We start from the raw sequence: 21,809 nt of genomic DNA, 5'->3' as shown, positions 1-21,809 counted from the left end.
GGACTCAGAGATCGATTTGCGGGACGCGAAACGCGCCTTCCAGCGATTTCAACTCCGCGCGATGCAGCGCCGCGAGCCGCGCGAGCACTTGCTCGCCGCGCGCTTCGAGATGCACCTGCACTTGCCGCCGGTCCTCGGCGCTTTGCTCGCGACGCACGAGCCCGAGGGCTTCGCAGCGTGTGACGAGCGCCACGACGCCGTGATGATGTGACTGCAATCGCTCGGCCAGCTCGCCGACCGTCGCCCAGGCGCGGCCCGGAAAGCCCTTGATGTGCAGAAGCAACAGATATTGCAGCGGCGTGATGCCTTCTTCCTGCGCGGCGCGCTCGGAAAACCGCTCGAAGCGGCGCATCTGATAGCGGAATTCGGAGAGTTGCTCGAAGTCGGGCTTGGCGAGTGTGCGTGCGGTTTTCATTCGGTTTCTTCGTGCGCTCAGGCGCTTTTGCGCTCGCCGGCGAAGCTCTGGCGATACAGCCCGGCAATCAGATCCGTTTCGGTGATCATGCCGAGCAGGCGCTCGTTGTTATCGACCACCGGAATGTGGTGATGCCCGAAGTCCGCGAACATCGGCACCAGCTCCGCGATCGCCGTGCGCGAATCGACCGTGCAGACGTCGGTCGTCATCAGCGAGCCGACGCGCGGCGGCGCTTGCACCGGGCCGCGCATGATGCGCTCGACGGCGCGCGCGAAGGCATCGCGAGGCGCCGACCGATGCGCGGGCGCGAGGTCCGCCCGTGTGACGATGCCGCGCACGCGCCGCGTCGCGTCGATCACCGGCAGCGCCTTCACGCGATGCCGCGCGAGTAACGAAAGCGCGTCTTCGACAGTCGTGTCCGGCGTCACGGACACCACGCCGCGCGACATGATGTCTGCGCAACTGAATTCCGTGAAGCGGCGCGCGTAGGCCTGCAATTGCGTTTCGCGCAGGAGCGCCTCCAGGTCGTCCGGATCGATGTCGAGCATTTCGCTGCGGCGCGCGAGCACGGCTTCGAGATCGGCGCGCGTGAACGCAGTGGCGTCCGGCGTCTTCGGCGAAGCCTGCGCGACGTGCGGATAGCGGTGCCCCGTCAGCGCGTGAAACACGATGGCCGAGCACAGCAGCGCCGCCGACTGGATGGCAACGGGCGCGAGCACGAAGCCGTAGCCGAGCGCGTGGATGGACGGGCCGCCGAGCACCGCCGTCAACGCGACCGCGCCCGAAGGCGGGTGAACGCAGCGCAACGCGAACATTCCGCATATGGCGAGCGCAATGGCGAGCGCGGCGGCATCGACCGGATCGTGGATCAGCGCCGCGCACGTGACGCCGACGACGGCGGAGACGAGATTGCCGCCGATGATCGACCACGGCTGCGCGAGCGGACTCGCCGGCACGGCGAACAGCAGCACGGCGGAGGCGCCCATCGGCGCGATCAGGAACGGAATCGCCGATTTGTCGCCCACGAGCAGATGCGCGATGCCGCCCGTCAGCGCAATGCCGATCAGCGCGCCCGCGCCCGCGCGCAGCCGTTCGGTCCATTTGAGGGGGACGGGAGCGGGAAGGAAACCATGTAGCCAGCGAAAAAGGATGGTGCGCGACACGTTTTCTGCGGGAATCTTTTAGCGGGATCAGTGAATCGCGCGTCGGGCGCGCGGCGAAGCGTGAAATTATATCGCAACGTGATACAAATTGTCGCGGCGACATCGGCTCCTGTACGATGAACGTTCGCGCGTTTTCTCGTGAGCCGAACATGAGCCGGTTCTTCATGCGATTCCACCACGCGTTGGCGATGTGCCTGCTCGCGACGCCAGCGTGGAGCGCGCCGACGCCGGATGCCGACGATCCATCGACCATCGTGAGCGACGTGCATGAGTTCGTCGTGGCCGAAGACGGCTCCGTGACGGAAGACGACCGCACGGTGCTGCGCGCGAACACGCCGGCCGGCGTCGACGAAATTGCGCAGCGTTACGTCTGGTACGACCGCAGCGTGTCCAACGTGGAGATCGTCGAGGCCTATTCGATCGATGCAAACGGCGCGCGCCACGACGTGTCGCCCGAGCAGATCCACGACATTCAGGAGCCGCGCTCCGCAGGCGCGCCGACGTTTCAGGACGCGAAGCTGCGCGCGGTGATCTTTCCGGCCGTCGGCGTCAGCTCGACGGTGCATCTTCATTCGCGAAAAAGTCAGGCGAGTCCGGTCATTCCGGGCCAGTTCGGCTATTACGTCGAGTCGGGACAGCGGCCGGTGCTGGACCAGCAGCTCGTCTTCGATCTCCCCGCGACGAAGCCGCTCCATGCCGATACGCGCGGCTATGTGGCGCGCGCGCCCGTCACCGAAAACGGCCGCACGCGCTACGAGTTCGACTACCGCCGGGAGCGGATCGCGCGCATCGAAAGCGGCTCCGTCGGCTATGCGCAGTACGGCGACCGGCTGATGGTTTCCACGTTCCCCGACTACGCGAGCTTCGCGGCGAGCTATCGCGCGTCCGCCGCCGATGCCAGCGCGAGCGATCCCGCCGTGCGCGCGCTCGCGCAGTCGCTCACCGCGCACGACGCCGACGCACGCGCAAAGGCGCGAACGCTGTACGACTGGGTGCGCCGCAATATCCGCTATGTGGCGATGTTCATCGGGCAGAGTCCGGCCGTGCCGCACCGCGTGACCGATGTACTCGCGAACCGCTACGGCGATTGCAAGGACCATGTCGCGCTGTTCGGCGCGTTGCTCGGCGCAGTCGGCATTCGCAACGAGCCTGCGCTCATCGGGCTGGGATCGGTGTATTCGCTGCCGGCGGTGCCGGGTTACGGCGCGGGCGCAATCAATCACATCATCACGTATTTGCCGGACTTCGCGATGTACGCGGACAGCACGGCGTCGAGCGTCGAGTTCGGCTTCCTGCCGCTCGCGGATATGGACCGGCCGACGCTGCTCGTCGATAGCGGCGCGCTCGCACGCACGCCCGCGACGCAGCCGTTGTCGCGCACGGCGCGTCTGCAGATCGATGTCGCGCCGCAAGGCGAGGCGAAGTTCGCCTATTGGGTCGAGGACGCGGGATGGAGCGCGGAACTGGAGCGCATGAATCTGCGGCTCGCAAGCGCGCAACGGCGCGACCAGATAGCGGCGGACCGTTTGCGTTATACGAATCTGCGCGGCGCGGGCGCGCTGACGACGACCGATATCGACGCCACCAGCGGCCCCTTTGCGACGACGCTGCGCGGCACGCTCGACGACGTCGTCTGGCCGACCGGCACGACAGCGTTGCCCGCGCTGACGAGCCTGTCCGGCGGCATCGCCACGCAGACGCGCAACTGGCTTGTGGAGCGCACGCGCACGCAGCCGTACTTGTGCGTGAGCGGCGCGTATGACGAGGTATCGCAGATCGCGCTGCCGAAGACGATGCGCGTCGTCGAGGTCCCCGACGATCTCGAACTGACGAGCGGGTTCTTTCGCTATCGATCGCGTTATGTATTCGACGCGGCGAGCAATGTGATCCAGATATCGCGCACGCTCGATGCCCGTTTCGGCAAGCAGGTGTGTTCGCCTGACGATTTCGTGGCGGCGCTGCCCGCGCTCAAGAGAATCGAACGAGATACGCAGGCACAGATCATCGTCAAGATATCGGCGCAATGAGCGCGGTTACTGCGTATCGCGCGCCACGCGAAGGCCGTTTTGCGACTGGCGCACGCTCGCGCTGTATTTGAAGCGCGTAGCCGACTGCATGTAGTCTGCACCTTCGCGCCAGGAACCGCCGCGAATCACGCGCACCGAACAGGAAGGCTCGTCCCACGCGCGGCCATCGGCGGGCGCGCCTTTGTATGAACTGTGCCAGCAGTCGGCGACCCATTCCCACACGCTGCCGTTCATGTCGTACAGGCCATAGCCGTTGGGCTTGAACGAACCGACGGGCACCGGCGCATCCGGGTGATACGGCTCACCGCAATCCTTGCAGTCGGCCGTGCCTTTGCTCATTTGATCACCCCACCAGAACGTGCTTTGCGTGCCACCGCGCGCGGCGAATTCCCACTCGGCTTCGCTAGGCAAACGATAGGGCTTGCCGCCGACTTTACTCAACCACTTCACGTAGACCTGCGCATCGTCCCAACTGACATTGCGCATCGGCGAATTGGCGGGCGGCGGGGCGCTCGCGTTGCTGTCGGGCGCGATGCGCGTGCAGGCGCCCGCATCGGCGCACGCATTCCATTGCTCGACCGTCACTTCATATTTGCCGATGGCAAACGGCCGCCCAAGCGTCACGCGATGCGACGGCTTCTCGCCCGGATCGTCGTTGTTGCTGCCCATCGTGAACGTGCCGGGCACCACGGGGATAAGCAGCGGGCACTGCGGGCAGTCCTTGATTTCGTTGCCGGTCGGCTTGGGCGTGACGCTGGCGGCCGTGATTTGCGGGGTGCTCGTGACTGCGCTAGCGGGCATCGCAGCCGCTGCGGGCGAGGCCGCGACGGATGGCTTAGCGCTCGCCGTCGCCTTGAGCCGATCGATGCGGGCCTTCGCGAGCGCAGCGAACCGCCCGTTCGGATAAGACTTCAGGTAAGCCTCGTAATCGCTCGGATAGGTGCTGTCCTTGATGGACTCCCAGAACGCGAGCTCGTATTGTTCGCTGCTGTCCTTCGGGAGAATGCCGCGCATGCGGATTCGTCCGCCATTCATATCGGCGGTTTCCGCCATCGCCGGCAGGATTGCGATTGCGCGTCCGAGAGTGACAGGCCCGTTCAGCGTCGATGCAAGCCAGGGACGCTGCGCGCCCCGCGAGTTGCGGGCAACGTCGGCGGCGGCCAGATCGAAGGAGGCCGACGTTATCTGCTTCTCTCTGGCGAACGCGCGCAAGAGCGCCGCGGTATAGCGACCGTTGCGCCCGTCTTCTTCAGCGCCCGCGTTGGGTTGCGCTGCGAATGCAAGGAGCGTGCGCGGCGGCAGATGAATCGCTTGAACCGAAGCGTGGCGCGACGGATCGTCGAGACACATGTCGAGTACGACGATGTTCGCAGCAAGCGGCCTCGCGCGGGCCATGCGTTCGGCGATAGCTTGCGCTGCGATGCCCTTCTTGAGTAAAGCGGCGGATTGCGTGTCGCGCGCATCGATCGGCAAGAGAAGCGCATTGCCGGCCAGTTGCACGCCGTGTCCTGCGAAGTAGATCAATGCGGTATCACGCGGACCCAGTCGGTCGATGAACGACTCGATGGCTTGCTGCATTGCATCGCTATTTAGATTCGTGCGGCGCGTCACGCTAAGGCCCATTGCCGACAGTGCCGCGCTCATCTCGTTCGCATCGTTCAGGGCGCTTTCGAGGGGATGCTCGTCGTAAGCATCATTGCCCATCACGAGCGCGACTCTTTGCTCTGCGTCGACGCTGTGAGCGAATGCCGAGGATGGCGGCTGTCCGGATTGCGCGAATGCCACGCTCATGGCGACGAACATGCCTGCGATGAAGAGGGTTCGCCACATATTCCCACCCTGTTGCGTCTGGCGTTGAGGGAGAAGCATCCGTGCAGCACAAACAACGATAGCACGCTGTCAGCCTCTATTTGATCCCCTAAAAGTAGGTATTCGGATGCATTGTCCGCATCCCCTCCCACGCATGTATCTTTTTAAGTCGCTGCGTCCTAATCTGAAAGCCGGGTTTGACCGTTGGCCTGTGACCGGCCTTTCTTTGAAGAGGCATCCGAAACATGCTGAGAAGAACTGTGTTGGGAGCGCTCGCTTCGATTGCGGCGCTTGCCGCGGACGCATCGTTTTCCGCTGGGCGTAGCCGCACGCCCGCGCCGGCAAATGCGGAGGCTTACATCATCTGGCCGCCGGACGGCGCGGTGCTTTCAGGCGGCAAGCTATGGGTCCGCATGGGGCTGCGCAACATGGGGGTGTGTCCGAAGGGCATCGACATGCCTAACGCGGGGCATCACCATCTGCTGATCGATGCGGACCTGCCGCCGCTCGATCAGGAGATTCCGTCGGACCGCAATCATCTTCACTACGGCGCGGGCGAAACGGATGCGCGCGTCGAGTTGTCGCCCGGAAAGCACACACTGCAACTGCTCATGGGCGATTTGAATCATGTACCGCACGATCCGCCTGTTTATTCGAAGAAGATCACGGTCACGATGAAATAGGCGGGGGCGTCTTTCACCTGATGCATGCACCGTCCGGCGCATTTTCAGAAGGACACGACATGAACCAACGCACTGCTCGCGCGCTTGTGCGCGCACGTTCGATCCTGCTCGCGGCCACGCTGGCCGCGCCGTTCACGGCAAGCCATGCGGCAGGTGGGCCGACGCCGGCGCCCGCGAACGCTTATGCGTATATTGGCTATCCCAACGACGGTCAGACGCTTCCGGCGGGCAAGCCTTTTCGCGTGTGGTTCGGCTTGCGATTCATGGGCGTCGCCCCGCGCGGCGTCAAGTTTCCGAACACGGGGCACCATCATTTGCTAATCGATACGGACTTGCCGCCGCTGGATCAGGAGATTCCCTCTGATCGCAATCATCTGCATTACGGCGCAGGCGAAACAGAGACGATGCTCGAATTGCCGCCCGGTAAGCACACCCTTCAACTCTTGCTTGCAGATGACCGGCACATTCCGCATAACCCGCCCGTCTATTCGAAGAAGATCACGATCTACGTCAGGTGAAGGTGTCTCCCAATAACAAACAGTCGGAGTGCGAAGTGTTTGTTGGGAACCGATAGGCCGCGCGAGCCAGAGTCGAGGCAGACGAAGCGCAAAGCCTTGTGCGGCAACAAAATGCGGCAATCAGCGGAAATATGGCACAGGCCGTGCATTGTATCGGCCCGAGCAAACACATTGCTCGAACCCAACCGACGCGCAATGCGCAACCAAGGAGAACCACCATGAAGACGCTGACGATCCACGACCTTCCTCTCACCGAACAACTCGACCGCCGCGCCATGTCGGCCGTGCGCGGCGGCACGTCGTTCTACTTTCCCGGCTATGACGTTTCGAAGGTAGAACTCTCGTTCGATACGCAGCAGTTCATTGGCCAGACGCAGAACACGAAGAATCAGAACGGCGTGGGCGTGGCGTTCGGCGGCAACATCACGTCGAAGGTCGAGCCGAAGCAGGAAGCCAGTAACACCAGCACCATCAACATCGGATCGGGCTTCTTGCCGCGCTAATCCCGTCACCGTCAACCATCGAGCCAGGAACCGACATCATGACTACGCTGACCATCCACGATCTCGTCCATCACGCCGAACTGGGCCGCCAGGAAATGTCCGCTGTGCGCGGCGGCACGAGCTTCTACTTCCCGAGCTACAAGAGCAGCTTCGATCTGAGCGCCACGACACAGCAACTGACTAATCAGGCGCAAAACACACTCAACGAAAACGGCGTGAACGACGCATTCGCGCACAAGATCACGTCCGACGTCGCGCCGCATCAGAAGGCAGATAACACGAACCACATCAATGTCTTCGGGCCGTATGCAATGTAGGGCAGTAGGTGTTTCATGTTGTTCGCAGTAGCAGCGGAGCGCGGGGAGCTCCGCTGAATTCACCGCCTGAGTTCTGGCGGCGCGGCTCGCTCGCCGTTCCCGAGACGACAAGCGGGCCGCATTCGAGCGCGGTTAGTAAGTGACGCGCATTCCTCGTACTAGCATGATCGTTGGAGCACATCGTGCAAGTCCTCGTGCCTTCGTTGCGCCTGATGACCGGATGCGCAATTCTCAGCGCCGCCGCGCTGCTTGCGGGCTGCATCGATGTGAAAGTGCCGGTCTATAAGCGCCCGGATACGCCGGAAAAGACCGCGTTCACGACAATGGATGCCGTCAAGGCAGATCCGACGGAAACGATTCGGCCCGACTGGTGGAAGCAGTTTCAAGACCCTTATCTTGACGGACTCATCGAGAAAGCCATCAACGGCAACTTCGATATCAAGGTGCTCGCGGCACGCATCCAAGTGGCGGGCGCGCAGATCGGGGAGGCTCGCGCGGGCGCGCTCCCGTCGATGGATGTCGGAGCGGGCGCGAGCTTCGAGAAGACGACGGGCCAGACATTCACGAAGCAATACAACCTCGGCACGCAAGTGAATTGGGACATCGATATCTGGGGCGCGGTGGAAAAGGGCGTGCAGGCTCAGAAAGCCGAATATCGCGCGAGCGAAGCGGACTGGCGTGCTGGCTATCTTGAGCTCGTGGCAAACGTATCCACCACTTACTTCCAGATTCTTCAGTTCGACGATCAGATCCAGCAACAAACGCTGACCATCGCGACGAACGAAAAAATACTGACCATATTCGAAGGAATGGAGAAGAACGGCCTCGTGCCGCATACGCAGGTACTGACGCAACGCGCCGAGTTGAACCGGCTCACGCGCGATTTGCTCGAACTGCGCCGTGCGCGAGACCTCGCAGACAATGCGCTTGCGACGCTGACGGGTGTCCCGGCTGGCGAATTCAAGCTGCCTGACGGTCAGTTGCAGAAACGCGTGCAGGTTCCGCCTGTGCCTTCCGGCCTGCCATCGCACTTGCTGGCGCGGCGGCCTGATCTGATCGCTGCCGAGTATCGCGTACTCGAGTCCTACGATCTCGTGGGACAAGCGAAGCTCGCTCAGCTACCGACCATCAGCCTGACGGGGCGCGGTGGCACCGCGAGTTTTGCGCTGACGGACTTAATGAAGTCCTTCACGTTCGGCTTCATGCCGAGCATCAATATTCCGATTCTCGATCCGAGCGTGCGCGCGCACGTCAAGACGACTGAAGCGCAAAGCACGGTAGCCGAACAGCAATATCGGAGCACGGTCATGAACGCGTTCGAGGAAGTGGAGAATGCGCTCGTCAATCTAAATTCGCACACCAGGCAGCGCGATGAACTGCAGCAGGAAGTCGCGCACCTGACAATCGTTGCCGCGCAAATCGATGCGCAACTGAAGGAAGGCGTGATCTCTCAACTCGAAGTGTTCGAGACCGAACGCACGTTGCTTGCCGCCCAACTTGCCTTGCTCGCGAATCATCAGCAGATCTTGTCCGATACGGTGACGCTCTACAAGGCGCTAGGAGGCGGCTGGCCGGCTGTCGATGTGCAGAGAGCCGCTGTTGAAAAGAAGTACTGACGATACGCTAACGACTGTTCACAAACCGGCGGTGCCGCAATATGGCGTTTGCCGCCGCTACCGTGCAATTGACTAAGCGAATGCGTGACTTAAACTTTCATGAGCCCGTCAGTGCGCTGCGCACGATGAATGGCGGGAATCCCTCTGGTCCTACCGCCCCGTTTGCGGCGGTCGGACGCATCGTGTGAACTGACATGGCCCCAGGCGAACCGATAGCGGAAGCGCAGCCACGCGTGGACGAATCATTCGATGTCGTCCTCCAGCCGTTGCTGCGCGGCGATCCGGCGCACGCGTTGAGCGAGATTCGCATCGACGAAGACCTTTTCGCAATAGGGCGCGCTGAAGCGCCGTTCGACGAAAGTCCGCCAGAAGCCGTGGCGCAACTGTCGCGGCGCCATGCGCGCGTCTTTATCGAGCACGGCAGCGTTTATATCGCGGATCTCGGAAGCAAGAATGGAACGGCCTTGAATGGCACGCCCGTGCGGGACGTGCCCGCTCGCCTAAAGAGCGGCGACGAGATCTCGTTCGGCAGCAGGCTCTCTTATCGCGTGCAATTCGTGCCACGCCGACGTCGCGCTTGTGTGCCGAAATCCGTCGCGGTGACGTTCGTGCCGCTGCGGGAAGACTTGGGTCTGGAGCCGATAGAACTCACGCAGTTCCCTTTCCTGGTCAGCAAGACCGACGACATCTTCGCGCGCTACCGGCCGCGTTATCCGCATCAGGTCAACTACGTGTCGCGCCGTCACGCACATGTGTTCGTGAAAGCCGGCGCGCCGTTCGTCGAAGACCTCGGCAGCACGAACGGTACCTTCGTGAACGGTCAACGCATAGGCGATTCGGCTATCGAACTTAAAGACGGCGACACAGTGGCCTTCGGCGGCACGCACTTCGCCTACCGAGTGAGTCTGCATGGCGCCGAAAGCGAATCGACGCTCACAGAATTGGCCGCCGCGACTCCTCTTAATGCGCACAACGAGCGTGACAGCGATAAGACCACGTTTGTCGGGTCTGCGCATTCGTTCCTCGACATATTCTGCATCGACCAATCCGCAGCGGGCGATGACGAGATCAACACAGACGCGCAAGCTGCATCGATCGCTAGACAAACATCGTCCGACGACAACGCGAGGCGCGGCAAAGTTGCGCTGTTCGTGCATGAACTACATAAGGCTTTTGCGAGTGACGACGCCCGCGCCACGCGGCGCACTCGCGTCGTGATATCCGGCGTTTTGCTTTTGCTTACGGTGGCGGGCTTGGCGATATTCCATAGCGGTTCACCGGAGCGGCGTGCGAGGTCGCTGATGGCGAGCGCTAACTACGCGCAGGCGGCTGTGTTGAGCGACGACTATTTGCGACTGCATCCGCAAGATGCGCCCTTCGTTTCGATCAACACGGAGGCCGTGCTCAAAGCAGATGTGCCGCGCTGGCTCACGGGGCTGCGCAACGGTGAGTACGCGAACGCGGACGCCATCATCGCGCAGATGCAAGCGTTGAGTCAGCACAACCGGGAAGTCGGTTCGCTACTCGACGAACTGCGTTGGGTCGGCAAGCTGGAGCGTTTCGTGATGGGCCGTGGCGGCCCGGACGCGCCTATTCAGATGTGTGCGGATGAACCGCGTATCGCAGACATTCTCAAGCACTGGGAGTCGGACGCGGCAGGTCATCAGCGGGACCTCGACCGGATTGCGGGTTACGTGCCCGAATTCCGCGATCCCTACGCGCTTGCGCTCAGCCATCTGCGCAAGCTGCAAAGCGACGATTCTGTCTATCTCGCTGCCATCGATCGCTTGAATGCCGGTATCACCAAGAGCCTCGCTACCGACGATCTCGATGCAATCACAGCGATGCTGAAGGACTATGCGGATCGATATCCGCGGCTTCGCGGTCTCGATCGCCTTCGCGCCGACGCGACCGCCTACGCGAGCCTAGAAAGCGCAATAACAGCGAAAAGCCTCGCGCCGCTCGCAGAGTGGCTGCGAACAACTCAGTTTTCAACGCCGCCCTTTAAGACCAAGTGGACGGAACTGAGCGCACATCAGTTGCCGCCTGCCACGGTGATGACCCAATACGCCGCTGTGTCGGATGCCTGGCGCAACGGACGTAGTGCAGAAGCTATCGCTGGTCTGCAGAAGATTCCGTCTGGTTCTTGGTCGTCAGCCTTACAGAACGAACTGAGTCACAAGAAAGCGGTGGCTGCCCAGTTCTATGAATTACAAAAAGCACGCGGCTCAAAAGGCTATGAAGACGCTTTGCTCTCGTTTTATGAAGCGCTAGACGTGCAAAGCGACGGCTATTTTGTTAGGGCCATTGCGTCCGACATGACCGCACTCAACGGCAAAGCGCTTGCGCGGGGGCAAACGTGGATGACTCAGGCGCAGTCGCTCTGGGAACAATACCGGACGAACGGCGGAATCGGCGGATCCCAACGGCTCGAGTCCGATGTATCGGAGAGCTTCCGAACGCAGGCGCGTCGCCTGTCGGACGCGCACGACGCGTCCACGCGCGGCATGAGAATGCTCAGGCAAGTCAAAGCGAGTGACGCGGCGAGTCAGAGCAAATGGACGGCTCTCAGCAAAGAAATCGACGATGAAGCAGAACTGCAACGTCGCTCGCTCCAAGACCTTCGCATGGTGCTCGAGCCGTCACTGCTGCAGGCCAAGCTGAACTTGTTGGGAGGAGGGAGTGGTGAAGCACAACGCGTCCCTTAGACCATTCTCCGAAGCGCTCGGCGATCACGGCGCGGAAGGCATCGCCATTCTGACCGCCGAGCCGCTCAAGCTGACGCAAGCCGTCGTGATCGCGATGGTTGCGCTCGTCGTTGCGGCGCTCGCCTGGTCTTTCATCGGCCATGCGGACGTCATGGTGACTGCGCAAGGCACCCTCGCACCAGAATCGGAGGTTCGTCGCTTTTACGCCCCGATCGACGGTGAATTGGCCGATCTGTATATCGCGGAAGGACAACCCGTGCGCAAGGACGATGTCGTCGCGCGGCTCAACGCACGCGGCGCAATCGAGGCCGCGACGAATGCATTGGAAGCCCAGTTGAAGCTCGACGACGCAGAGCGCGAATGGAAGCAGTTTCCTGAGAAGAAGTTGTTGATGGAGCGCCGAATCGCGGCGCTGAAGGATCAGATGGAAGTGGAAGAGCATCAGCATCAGCAACGGGTGAGCGAAGGCACCAGCAAGCTCGCCGAAGGCCAGAGGGCGCAGTTACAGGAACAGCGCAGCACGCTGGAAAACGCGCGCCGGGCTCGCGACGCGGCAAAGAACGAGCTGGATCGATTCACGCGGCTCTTCGCTTTGCCAGGCGGCGGCGGTGTGTCGGAGTCGCAAGTGGAAGCGAAGCGGAATGTCTATCTCGAGGCCGACGGCGCATATCGTGTGGAGCAAGCAAAACTCGCTGAACTCGATTTCCGCTTGAGTCATGAATTTAAGCAGGCAAAGGCGCAACTCGAAACGAGCGGCCAGGAAGCAACCAGTCTCAGGCTGCAATACGAATCGGCCATGCGTGAAGTCGCGAGTACGGAAGACAAGCTGCGCTTGCAGTTGCAAACGGCACGCCTCGTCGCGGACGCCGCCGCGCGCATCCGGTTCGAAAACATCGACAAGGACAATTTCCTGTTGATACTCGCTCCTGTGTCGGGTGTGGTGACGGACGTGACCTCGACACAGCCGGGCGACAAGATTCAGGCGAATGCGCCGCTTGGAGGCATCGCGCCGGCCAACGCCAGGCCGGTGCTGAAGATTGAGATCGCGGAGCATGACCGCGCCTTTCTGCGCGAAGGGCAGCGCGTGAAGCTGAAGTTCAATGCATTTCCGTATCAGCGATACGGCGTGATCGACGGCACGCTTGCGTTCATTTCGCCGGCAACGAAGCCAGGCGCGGCCACCAAGCAACCGGTCTATGAAGGACGCGTGACGCTGGACCGTGACTCCTACCAGATTGCCGGAACGCGCTATCCGCTTCGCTACGGAATGACCGCTTCGGCCGAGATCGTAGTGCGCGAGCGGCGACTCATCGACTTGGGACTCGATCCTTTCCGCAGCGTAGCGGGATAAACCGAACGGAGAAGAACATGACGGCGATTGTGCGTATCGACGACGAAGTAGTCGATGTAGGCGAATTCCTCAGGCTATTGAAGCTGAACGGTCAGTTCGATAGCCTCGTCGAGCAACTGGTGCGCGACAAGCTGACGGTGCGCGCGGCAAAGAAGGCAGGCGTCGCACTCACGGCGGATGAGATTCAGACACGAGCCGACCAATTCCGGCGAATTCGCGGGCTGCACCGCGCGGCGGACATGAACAACTATCTGGACGCGCTCGACGTAAGTCTCGATGAATTCGAGGCTTATATCACCGATACGCTGTACCAGGAGAGAATGCTGGAGCAGGTCGGCACGCAGGGCGCGATCGAAGAGTTCTTTCAACTCAATTCACCGCGCTTCGACAGCATCGAAGTCCGCCACATCGTGCTGGATTCCGCGGGAAGCGCCAAAGAGATGATGTCCTATCTCAACGACGATCCCGACAGCTTTGCCGATATGGCTCGTGAGCACTCTCTTGCCGATACCCGTGACGAGGGCGGTCTGATCGGTCGTGTGATGCGGGGACAGTTGCGCCCGGATATCGAAGCGAAAGTGTTCAACGCCGAGCCCGGAGATTTGCTTGGACCGTTTGTCTCGGCAGACGGCTCGTCGTATGAGATCTTCGCGGTGACGTGCAAGTTTCCGGCACAGCTCGACGATGATACGGCGGCTGAGATACGTCGGCTCTTGCGCGAGGAATGGCTGCTCGCCAGGGCGCAGGAGCACGTAATTCAGGCGCGCTAAGGCTTATCCGCAGACATGGACGCCCCTTCCAACATCGACTCGACTGCCGAGTTTCTCTCGACGGTAGAAATCCTCTCGTCCCTTTCGCGCGAGGAAGTAGAGCACTTGGCGCAACACGTCGAGTCGCGCCGCTATGTGTTTGGCGAGACCGTGTGCAATGCGGGCGACGCGGCCGATGGACTCTACGTCGTTAAAGCCGGTTCAGTGCGCATATTCACTGAGGAGCACGGCAAAGAGATCAGCATGGGTCTCAAGAAGGAGCGCGAGACTTTCGCGGATATCGCCATGTTGCGCGACTATCGGCATGAGTCCTCGGTGCGTTCTTCCGGAAAAACCGAACTCTTGTTCATCCCTCGTCGCGCGATCGAACCTGTCATTGCCAGAAATCCTGCTGCGCTCGCGTTCGTGACGAGCTATGTGGCGATAGCGTCGGCCGGTGGCTTCGTGGCGAAGCTATTCGATCTGCGCGGTAAGCTCGACAAGGCCGAACTCGAAGAGTGCGTGCGCAGCGTCGGCGTCAAGCGAATCAGTGAAGGCAAGGAAATCTTCAAGCAAGACTCTCGCGATGACAGGCGCCTCTATGTGGTGCGTCAAGGCGAAGTGCGTCTTGTGCGCGAAGAGGCCGGTCATCAATACTTGCTGGCAACGCTCGGCCCCGGTGAGATTTTTGGCGAGAAGGCTTGCGTGATGCGTCAGGAGCAAATGGCTTCGGCCATTGCAAGCGCCGACACGCGCTTGCTCGTCATCCCTGAAAAGACCGTGCATTTCATCATCGAGCGTAACGTCAGACTGCGCGATGTGCTCGAAGAGCGCATTCGATTCATCGAGCGAGAGTTAGAGCGGCAGAAGAAGCTCGCCGAGCGCCGCAGCCTGCCCGCGATGCTGGACCTGCAAAGCAAGCCCGAGCTAGGCGAACGCGTCATCAAACGGTTCGCATGGGTGCAACAGGCCGAGGAGATGGATTGCGGCGCCGCATGCCTCGCGATGATTTGCCGGCACTACGGCATCAGCATGACGCTGGGGAAGCTGCGAGAGCTGGCCAACGTGACGACTCAAGGCGCGACGCTCGACAGCCTGGCGCGCGCCGGTGAGACACTCGGATTCACGACACGCGGGGTGCAGTGCACCTATGAATCGTTGCGCGGGTTCGAATTACCGTTCATCGCGCACTGGGAGGGCTATCACTACATCATCGTCTACGGCATTTCGAAGGGGAACGTGTGGGTTGCGGACCCGGCCATAGGCTTCAGAAAGATGACGGTGGACGAGTTCGAGCGAGGCTGGAGCGGCACCTGTCTGCTCTTTTTGCCCGCGCACGATCTGGTGCAAAAGGCGGTATCGAATTCGCCGTGGATCCGCTTCGTCGGATACATGAAGCCTTATCGCACCATTCTCTTGCATCTCTTTCTTGCGACATTCGTGATTCAGGTGCTGGGCGTGGTGCCGCCACTCATCATCCAGAACATCCTGGACGGCGTCATCGTTCACCAGAATGTCGGGTTGCTGCATGTGCTGATCGCCGGACTGATCATCTCCAACGTGTTCTCGCAGTTGATGTCCACGATACGCGCGTATCTGGCCAACTTCATGATGCGCAACATGGACTTCGCGATGATGTCGCAGTTCTTCAAGCACACATTCTCTCTCCCGTTCGGTTTCTTCGCGAAACGCAAGACGGGGGACATCTTTGCGCGCTTTCAGGAAAATCACACTATTCGCGCGTTCCTGACCGAATCCACGGTCACGACCGTGCTGAACCTGCTCATGGTTTTTATCTACTTCACCATCATGTTCTTGTACAACGTCAAGCTGACGTTGTTGCTGATGGCGTTCATCATTCCGCTGATGGCGTTGACGGTACTCGCGACGCCTCGCATCAAGCAGAACGCGCGTGAGGCGTTTTCATCAGGCACCGACGCCCGATCGTACCTGATGGAAGCTTTGGGCGGCGTGGAGACGGTCAAGGGGATGGGTATCGAGCGGGCGGTACGCCTCAAGTGGGAAAAGAAGTACGCCAAGTCACTCGAAATCCAATATAAGTCTCAGCGATTCAATATCGCCGTGAGCTTATGCAGCCAACTGCTAAACGCTGCGACAACCATTGCCGTGCTATGGGCTGGCGCCAACTTGGTGCTTGCACGCGAACTGACGATCGGCCAGCTGATTGCGTTCAATGCTTTCATGGGAAGCGTGCTGTCGCCGCTCATGAGCCTCATCAATCTGTGGAGCCTGCTCAACGACGCCGGCGTCGCCATGGAACGTCTGGGCGACGTGCTCGACATGGAGCCCGAGCAAAAGCCGTCGGATACGCAGCAACGCGTAACGTTGCCTGACCTGAAGGGCGATATCAGCTTCAATGGCGTCTATTTCCGGTACGGAGACGGAGACACGCCTTACGTGCTGGAGAACATCAGCTTCGATATCAAGCCGGGCGAACTCATCGCAGTGGTCGGACGCAGCGGATCGGGAAAGACGACGCTCGCGAAATTGCTCGTTGGCTTCTACGCGCCCAGCGAAGGCAGGATGACGGTCGACGGCTACGACATCAATGTCATCGACAAGGGCTTTTATCGTGCGCAGATAGGCTACGTGATGCAAAGCAACCTACTATTCTCGGGCACGATCGCCGATAACATTGCGAGCGGCGACGAAGCGCCGGATCGCAAGCGCATCGAGGAAGTGGCGAAGATGGCCGACGCGCACGGTTTCATCAGCAAGATGCCGCTACGATATGAGCAAGTGGTCGGCGAACGCGGCGTGGGGCTCTCGGGCGGTCAGATGCAACGTCTGTGCATTGCGCGGGCGCTCTATCATGATCCGCGTCTGCTCGTATTCGACGAAGCCACTTCCGCGCTCGATACACAGTCCGAGAGCAATATCCTCAGCAGCATGCAGCAGATTCTGCAAGGGCGAACGGCGGTCATCATCGCGCACCGCCTGTCGACGATCATGCGCGCCGACAAGATTCTCGTGCTCTACGACGGCGGCATCGTGGAGCAAGGCAAGCACGATGAACTCATCGCGAGGAAGGGCATGTATTACCAACTCGTGCAGAAACAATTGAGCGCAGCATGAAAATACTCGACCAGCCGGAAAGCGAAAGCGGGATGCCCGCGTCGGCAATCTCGTTTGCGGGTCTCATCGAGAAGATAGAGATATTGCGTTCGACGTTGCGATGGACCTCGCGTCTAGAGCGCCCCGAGATCGAGAAGCTGCTTCGACAAGCGAGCGCACTGCGCGATGAAGTCATGCGGTTGTCGCACAAGGAACGTTTCGTACAGGCCGCTGCTGCCGAGCCCCGGCGCGAAATGTCGGCGGGTGCGCGGCGTCAGGCACTCATGGAACGCAGCTTCGTTTTCGAAGGCACGTTCGGCGACAATCCGAAGCTACTCGAGGCGCTGGAGATTGCCGAGAAAGCGGCACCGACCGATCTTCCCGTCTTGATCGACGGTGAGAGCGGAACCGGAAAGGAATTGATGGCGAAGGTCATTCACGCGAATGGATCACGCGCGGACAAGCCGTATATCTCCGTGAACTGCGGGGCGATTCCTGAGAACTTGATCGAGTCCGAACTCTTCGGCCATCGCAAGGGCGCGTTCACGGGCGCGACGAACGATCGCAAAGGAAAGTTCGAGAGCGCGCACACGGGGACCATATTTCTCGACGAGATTGGCGAGTTGCCGCTGTCGGGGCAAGTCAAACTGCTGCGCGTGCTCGAAGCGCATGAAATTCAGCGGGTAGGTTCGGACGAACCGATTGCCGTGGACACGCGGATCGTCGCGGCGACGAATCGGAACTTACGTCGATGGTGCGAAGAAGGGCGCTTCCGCGAGGATCTGTTCTATCGCTTGAGCGTCATTCATTTGACGCTGCCGCCGCTGCGTGAGCGTCGCGACGAGATTCCGCTTCTGCTCGCGTATTTCGGCGATGAGGCGGCCGCCGCGCTCAAACGTCGCCCCGTGAAGATGTCGCCGCGTCTTCGTGACTTTCTGCGTAGTTACGATTACCCGGGGAATATCCGTGAGTTGCGCAACGTCGTTTATCGGCTTGCTTGCCTCGCGGGCGATATGGCCGATATCGAACATTTGCCGGTGGATATACGGCCCAAGTCTTCGCTGTCCATGTCACTGGGAGGGTCGTCGGCAAACGGCGAAAGCATCGCCACCGCCGGTTCGCTGAGCGAAGCCAAACGCGTCGCAAGCGATGAAGCAGAGCGCGCGTTTCTTGAACGCGGCTTGCATGAAGTCGGTGGGACTGTGGCCGAGCTTGCGCGCCGCTATGAAATGAACCGCTCGCACTTGCAAATGCTACTGAAGAAGCACGGGCTTCATTCGAAAGACTTTAGACAGGCGGCGCAACGAAACAAACAGTGAGATATCGTTGCTCAGATGGTCGGATTCACCTGCGTTCTGTCGGATGCAAGCACATCTTCGGCATGCGCCACCACGAGCGAGATATTGTCCCTTCCACCGCGCTCCAGCGCGATTTCGAGCAGCCGCTGCGCCGCTGCTTCGCAGTTTCCGGGCGCAAGCTCGCTTGCGATCTCGGCTTCGCTCACTTCGTTCGATAAACCATCGCTGCATAGCAGGAACGTATCGCCGTCGGCCAGTGCGACGCTGCTTTCGTCGAGTTCGAGTGTATCGAGCGCGCCCACCGCACGCGTGATCAAGTGCTGTGCCGGGTGATGCAACGCTTCTTCCGCCGTCAGTTGGCCACGCGCTTTGAGCTCTTCCACGTGACTATGATCGCGGGTCAATTGCACGAGCCGCCCGCTCCTGAATAGATAGATGCGGCTATCGCCCGCCCAAAGATAGGCGCACGCGCCGTCTCGCGCGGCAAGCAGTACCACCGTGCTGCCTATGCGCGACACCTGACGTTTCGACGCCTCCGCGCGCAGTGCGTCGTTCACCTGCAGCAGCCGTTCGCGCGCTTCGGCGATGACGCCTGCGAGCCCGTCGATCGCGGGAACCGTGGACAGCCCCTCGATCACCATGCGGCTCGCGAGGTCGCCTACGGCGTGTCCCCCCATGCCATCCGCCACGGCCCAGAGACCGCGCTCGGGCGAACTGAGCACGGCGTCTTCGTTGACCAGACGCACGCAGCCGACGTCCGAGCGGGCGGCAGAGGTCCAGCGAAAGTCAGTCGCAGAGGTCACGCCAAGCCTCCTCGATCCAAACTCACGTATTTCTCATCAGCCCGCCCGGTTGGCGGAGATCGCATTCGGCGTCACCGTCAGATTCGCTCCGTCACCCGAATTGCGTACGTCGACGGACTGGAACTGATTGATCATCTGGCCGGCCGTGAAATTGTTCGTGATGTCATAGATGTTGACGACGCCGCCAAAGTTCGACTGTCGGTCCGCGATGAACGGCGTAATCCAGCCGTACACCCATGGCGCGCCGCCTCCACCCATGATGCCCGACATTGTCTTGCGATCAAGTGCGCGGTCGAAAACGAGATCGGTAACCGTAAGCGTGGCCATGTGCGTCTCCAATAAAGCCGGCAAGAATGCACGCAGGTAATGCAAGGCCCGTGCCGATTTCTTCGCGGCCTGCAAGCGATTGATTGTGCGCGGTTCCGTGCGGGCGTGAGCGCCTGAAAGTTGGATGGTCACTAACACTTGGCGCCATCGAGGACACTGAAAACCGACACATACCTTCGCACTAATGTGACGCTCTGGAACCAACGAAACCCGATGCGAAGCGTTGGTTCGACCGCGACAGAGACGATCAGGCAAAGCGTCGCAAAGATGGTTAAAGCCCCGAGGGACAAGGTTCTGCGAGAACTGGCAAGAAAGGTGCAATTGGCTTTACAACCGGGTGCGAAACAAACACATTGCGCCAAGCCACGAAAAGAATCGGAGACAGCCATGTCTAGCCAGCAAGCGTCGAGCAGAAGCCCTCAACCATTGGCAGCGCGTCGTTCTCCATTGAACGACGAGCCGCCTCCCGGCAGCGAACTGATTACGCGTCGCTGCGGTTATGAGCACCATGGAATCTATGCGGGCAACGGCACGGTCATTCACTATGCGGGCTTTGCCAAGTCGTTGCATCGCGGCCCGGTCGAAGAAGTCAGTATCGCGCAGTTCGCAGACGGCTATGACCTGATTGTCCGGCAACACGCAGGGGCGATCTTCACGGGCATTGAAGCGGTGCGTCGGGCGCGCAGCCGCCTCGGCGAAGATCGCTATCGACTCTTGACCAATAACTGCGAGCACTTCGTCTCCTGGTGCCTTTTCGGCGAGGCTCGCAGCACGCAGGTGCGCGCGTGTGTCGCTCATCCTCGCGTTGCTATTCAGGCGATAAGAGGGCTCGTGCGGGCCTATATCGCTGCACAACGTGGCCGTCGCGCCAATGCGCTCATCGGCTACAGCCGGAAGGGCGCCGCGCTCGCAATCTGAAGGAGACCATCATGCAAACTCCCGCAAACTCACTGCACAGCGCCGTCGACAAATGGCTCGCACCCACTGTGACGCATCCAGCGCGCGTTGCGCAACTGAGCCGTTCTCGCATCACCGGTATGCGGTACGTGCGTGTCGAGGCTTGGCACGGGGGCGAGTTGATCGGCATCATTTTCTTTCGCCACTACGACGGCACGTGGAACGTATTTCCGCCCCAGGCGAGGGGTTTGTCGATGAACGCGGCCAGGCTCGCCGCTTGAGCCGTGTGAGGCGGCCACTTTGACACGGGCGACAGGCTGCCGCTACTCTAGCGGCAAGCGCCGCTGCGCCGGTGGCGTACGATGCGGCACTCATGGTACTTTCTGCGTCCGTGAACCAACTCGTACATTTCGAGGTATTGCCGATGACCCAGCCGCAATCCGCTGACCTTTCTTCGGCCGCCCGCTCGATCCAAGACGCGGACGCGGGGCGCAACCCGCTCGGCATTGCCGGCCTGGAATTCGTGGAGTTTTCGAGTCCCGACCCGCAAGGGCTTGCCGATCTCTTCGGGCGGCTCGGTTTCGTGCCTGCGGCGCAACATGTCAGCAAGGCAGTGACGCTTTATCGCCAGGGCAGCATGAACTTCCTCCTCAACGCCGAGCCGGATTCGTTCGCGACGCGGTTCGCGCAGACGCATGGAGTCGGGATCGCGGCCATCGGCATTCGCGTGCTGGATGCGCAGATCGCGCACGAGCGCGCAGTCGATTACGGCGCGTGGGATTTCGAGGGAGAGAAGATAGGCCCCAATGAACTCGCGATTCCCGCCATTCAGGGCATCGGCGATTCGCATATCTATTTCGTCGATCACTGGCCGGGAAAAAATAGCGGCGAAGCGTCCATTTACGACATTGACTTTCGGCCGCTGGAACATGTGAGCGCAGGGCTCGGCGGCACGGGACTGCTCGAAGTAGATCACTTCACGCAAACGGTCGGCGCAGGCCGTATCAAAGAGTGGCTGGATTTCTACCGTGAAGTGCTGCATTTCGAAGAGATTCACGAAGTCCATCCGGACTGGCATGTGTCGCAAGATTCGGCTGTCACCGTCTCGCCATGCGGCTCGATCCGCATTCCCGTGTATGAAGAGGGCGCGTATCGCACGGACCTCATGCAGCAATATTTACCGGACCATGAAGGCGAGGGCGTGCAGCATATCGCGCTTGCGTCAGCGGATATCCTTGCGTCCGTCGATGCCCTCCGCGCGCGCGGGGTGCGCTTTCTCATGCCGCCGACGCGCTATTACGACGAGATCGACGCCCGGTTGCCTGGCCATGGCCTCGATATCGAGCAGCTGCGGACGCGCGGCATCCTCGTGGATGGCGAAATACTGCCGGACGGCACGCCGCAACTCTTTCTGCAAACGTTTCTCGAGCGCAACCCCGGCGACATGTTCTTCGAGATCGTCGAAAGACGCGGACACCACGGCTTCGGCGAAGGCAATCTGGACGCGATAGCGAAGGCGCAAGGCTGAGCGTGCGCCTCCAGACGCAAGC

Annotated in this window: 19 protein-coding genes; 14 read left to right on the top strand and 5 right to left on the bottom strand. The window is 61.0% G+C overall.

Annotation, left to right across the window (positions count from 1 at the left end; all coding sequences use genetic code 11):
- Positions 1-4 precede the first annotated feature (4 nt).
- Both P9239_RS01405 and P9239_RS01400 read right to left on the bottom strand, forming a co-directional pair.
- Positions 5-415: a MarR family transcriptional regulator gene (locus P9239_RS01405; protein ID WP_309748726.1), complete on the bottom strand. Its 411-nt coding sequence runs from the start codon at positions 413-415 to the stop codon at positions 5-7.
- Between the two features lie 17 nt (positions 416-432).
- Entirely contained in the window at positions 433-1,578 is a 1,146-nt protein-coding gene (locus tag P9239_RS01400; protein ID WP_309748725.1) for an HPP family protein, read from the bottom strand.
- 188 nt (positions 1,579-1,766) lie between these two features.
- Between P9239_RS01400 and P9239_RS01395 the strand changes: the two genes are divergently transcribed.
- Positions 1,767-3,605, top strand: a complete 1,839-nt coding sequence (locus P9239_RS01395; RefSeq protein ID WP_404980181.1) for a DUF3857 domain-containing transglutaminase family protein — start codon at positions 1,767-1,769, stop codon at positions 3,603-3,605.
- Between the two features lie 6 nt (positions 3,606-3,611).
- On the opposite strand, the gene P9239_RS01390 is transcribed toward P9239_RS01395, so the two are convergent.
- Positions 3,612-5,435: an SUMF1/EgtB/PvdO family nonheme iron enzyme gene (locus P9239_RS01390; RefSeq protein WP_309748723.1), complete on the bottom strand. Its 1,824-nt coding sequence runs from the start codon at positions 5,433-5,435 to the stop codon at positions 3,612-3,614.
- 224 nt (positions 5,436-5,659) lie between these two features.
- Between P9239_RS01390 and P9239_RS01385 the strand changes: the two genes are divergently transcribed.
- The 10 genes from P9239_RS01385 (at position 5,660) to P9239_RS01340 (ending at position 18,253) form a co-directional block, all read left to right on the top strand.
- Entirely contained in the window at positions 5,660-6,097 is a 438-nt protein-coding gene (locus P9239_RS01385; RefSeq protein WP_309748722.1) for a DUF4399 domain-containing protein, read from the top strand.
- A 59-nt stretch (positions 6,098-6,156) separates the two neighbouring features.
- The gene (locus tag P9239_RS01380) at positions 6,157-6,615 is read left to right on the top strand and encodes a DUF4399 domain-containing protein (RefSeq protein WP_309748721.1); all 459 of its coding nucleotides are present in this window, start codon (positions 6,157-6,159) and stop codon (positions 6,613-6,615) included.
- Positions 6,616-6,833: 218 nt separating this feature from the next.
- Positions 6,834-7,118: a hypothetical protein gene (locus tag P9239_RS01375; RefSeq protein WP_309748720.1), complete on the top strand. Its 285-nt coding sequence runs from the start codon at positions 6,834-6,836 to the stop codon at positions 7,116-7,118.
- Positions 7,119-7,156: 38 nt separating this feature from the next.
- Positions 7,157-7,435 (top strand): hypothetical protein, encoded by a 279-nt coding sequence (locus P9239_RS01370; protein WP_309748719.1) that lies wholly within the window; start codon positions 7,157-7,159, stop codon positions 7,433-7,435.
- 212 nt (positions 7,436-7,647) lie between these two features.
- Positions 7,648-9,051 (top strand): efflux transporter outer membrane subunit, encoded by a 1,404-nt coding sequence (locus P9239_RS01365; RefSeq protein WP_309749585.1) that lies wholly within the window; start codon positions 7,648-7,650, stop codon positions 9,049-9,051.
- A 194-nt stretch (positions 9,052-9,245) separates the two neighbouring features.
- The gene (locus P9239_RS01360; protein WP_309748718.1) at positions 9,246-11,759 is read left to right on the top strand and encodes an FHA domain-containing protein; all 2,514 of its coding nucleotides are present in this window, start codon (positions 9,246-9,248) and stop codon (positions 11,757-11,759) included.
- A complete protein-coding gene (locus P9239_RS01355; RefSeq protein WP_309748717.1) occupies positions 11,737-13,110 on the top strand; it encodes an HlyD family efflux transporter periplasmic adaptor subunit in 1,374 nt (457 codons plus the stop codon). The genes P9239_RS01360 and P9239_RS01355 overlap by 23 nt, the downstream gene beginning before the upstream one ends.
- 17 nt (positions 13,111-13,127) lie before the next feature.
- Positions 13,128-13,880, top strand: a complete 753-nt coding sequence (locus P9239_RS01350) for a peptidylprolyl isomerase (protein ID WP_309748716.1) — start codon at positions 13,128-13,130, stop codon at positions 13,878-13,880.
- Positions 13,881-13,895: 15 nt separating this feature from the next.
- Complete coding sequence (locus P9239_RS01345; RefSeq protein ID WP_309748715.1) at positions 13,896-16,955, top strand: peptidase domain-containing ABC transporter; 3,060 nt, start codon at positions 13,896-13,898, stop codon at positions 16,953-16,955.
- Positions 16,952-18,253: a sigma-54 dependent transcriptional regulator gene (locus tag P9239_RS01340; protein ID WP_309748714.1), complete on the top strand. Its 1,302-nt coding sequence runs from the start codon at positions 16,952-16,954 to the stop codon at positions 18,251-18,253. The genes P9239_RS01345 and P9239_RS01340 overlap by 4 nt, the downstream gene beginning before the upstream one ends.
- An 11-nt stretch (positions 18,254-18,264) precedes the next feature.
- Here P9239_RS01340 and P9239_RS01335 read toward each other — a convergent pair whose 3' ends face one another.
- A complete protein-coding gene (locus tag P9239_RS01335; RefSeq protein ID WP_309748713.1) occupies positions 18,265-19,035 on the bottom strand; it encodes a protein phosphatase 2C domain-containing protein in 771 nt (256 codons plus the stop codon).
- A gap of 36 nt (positions 19,036-19,071) precedes the next feature.
- Positions 19,072-19,362, bottom strand: a complete 291-nt coding sequence (locus P9239_RS01330; protein WP_309748712.1) for a hypothetical protein — start codon at positions 19,360-19,362, stop codon at positions 19,072-19,074.
- Positions 19,363-19,749: 387 nt separating this feature from the next.
- Between P9239_RS01330 and P9239_RS01325 the strand changes: the two genes are divergently transcribed.
- The 3 genes from P9239_RS01325 to P9239_RS01315 all read left to right on the top strand — a co-directional run bounded on the left by P9239_RS01325 (position 19,750) and on the right by P9239_RS01315 (position 21,787).
- Complete coding sequence (locus P9239_RS01325) at positions 19,750-20,280, top strand: lecithin retinol acyltransferase family protein (protein WP_309749584.1); 531 nt, start codon at positions 19,750-19,752, stop codon at positions 20,278-20,280.
- 11 nt (positions 20,281-20,291) lie between these two features.
- Complete coding sequence (locus P9239_RS01320; RefSeq protein ID WP_309748711.1) at positions 20,292-20,540, top strand: hypothetical protein; 249 nt, start codon at positions 20,292-20,294, stop codon at positions 20,538-20,540.
- 143 nt (positions 20,541-20,683) lie between these two features.
- Positions 20,684-21,787 carry a VOC family protein gene (locus P9239_RS01315; protein ID WP_309748710.1) on the top strand — a complete coding sequence of 368 codons (1,104 nt, stop codon included), beginning with the start codon at positions 20,684-20,686 and terminating at the stop codon, positions 21,785-21,787.
- Positions 21,788-21,809 lie beyond the last annotated feature (22 nt).

It is taken from the genome of Caballeronia sp. LZ062, assembly GCF_031450785.1.
Classification (GTDB): Bacteria; Pseudomonadota; Gammaproteobacteria; order Burkholderiales; family Burkholderiaceae; genus Caballeronia.
Note: the sequence above shows the minus strand (reverse complement) of the source record. Positions and strands in the feature narration are given on the sequence as shown.

Bases quoted from the DNA above. Each gene is read 5' to 3' on its own strand.
- P9239_RS01345 (WP_309748715.1), top strand. From the start codon at position 13,896: ATGGACGCCCCTTCCAACATCGACTCGACTGCCGAGTTTCTCTCGACG.
- P9239_RS01375 (WP_309748720.1), top strand. From the start codon at position 6,834: ATGAAGACGCTGACGATCCACGACCTTCCTCTCACCGAACAACTCGAC.
- P9239_RS01385 (WP_309748722.1), top strand. From the start codon at position 5,660: ATGCTGAGAAGAACTGTGTTGGGAGCGCTCGCTTCGATTGCGGCGCTT.
- P9239_RS01380 (WP_309748721.1), top strand. From the start codon at position 6,157: ATGAACCAACGCACTGCTCGCGCGCTTGTGCGCGCACGTTCGATCCTG.
- P9239_RS01320 (WP_309748711.1), top strand. From the start codon at position 20,292: ATGCAAACTCCCGCAAACTCACTGCACAGCGCCGTCGACAAATGGCTC.
- P9239_RS01315 (WP_309748710.1), top strand. From the start codon at position 20,684: ATGACCCAGCCGCAATCCGCTGACCTTTCTTCGGCCGCCCGCTCGATC.
- P9239_RS01360 (WP_309748718.1), top strand. From the start codon at position 9,246: ATGGCCCCAGGCGAACCGATAGCGGAAGCGCAGCCACGCGTGGACGAA.
- P9239_RS01330 (WP_309748712.1), bottom strand. From the start codon at position 19,362: ATGGCCACGCTTACGGTTACCGATCTCGTTTTCGACCGCGCACTTGAT.
- P9239_RS01365 (WP_309749585.1), top strand. From the start codon at position 7,648: ATGACCGGATGCGCAATTCTCAGCGCCGCCGCGCTGCTTGCGGGCTGC.
- P9239_RS01340 (WP_309748714.1), top strand. From the start codon at position 16,952: ATGAAAATACTCGACCAGCCGGAAAGCGAAAGCGGGATGCCCGCGTCG.
- P9239_RS01395 (WP_404980181.1), top strand. From the start codon at position 1,767: ATGTGCCTGCTCGCGACGCCAGCGTGGAGCGCGCCGACGCCGGATGCC.
- P9239_RS01350 (WP_309748716.1), top strand. From the start codon at position 13,128: ATGACGGCGATTGTGCGTATCGACGACGAAGTAGTCGATGTAGGCGAA.
- P9239_RS01325 (WP_309749584.1), top strand. From the start codon at position 19,750: ATGTCTAGCCAGCAAGCGTCGAGCAGAAGCCCTCAACCATTGGCAGCG.
- P9239_RS01405 (WP_309748726.1), bottom strand. From the start codon at position 415: ATGAAAACCGCACGCACACTCGCCAAGCCCGACTTCGAGCAACTCTCC.
- P9239_RS01370 (WP_309748719.1), top strand. From the start codon at position 7,157: ATGACTACGCTGACCATCCACGATCTCGTCCATCACGCCGAACTGGGC.
- P9239_RS01390 (WP_309748723.1), bottom strand. From the start codon at position 5,435: ATGTGGCGAACCCTCTTCATCGCAGGCATGTTCGTCGCCATGAGCGTG.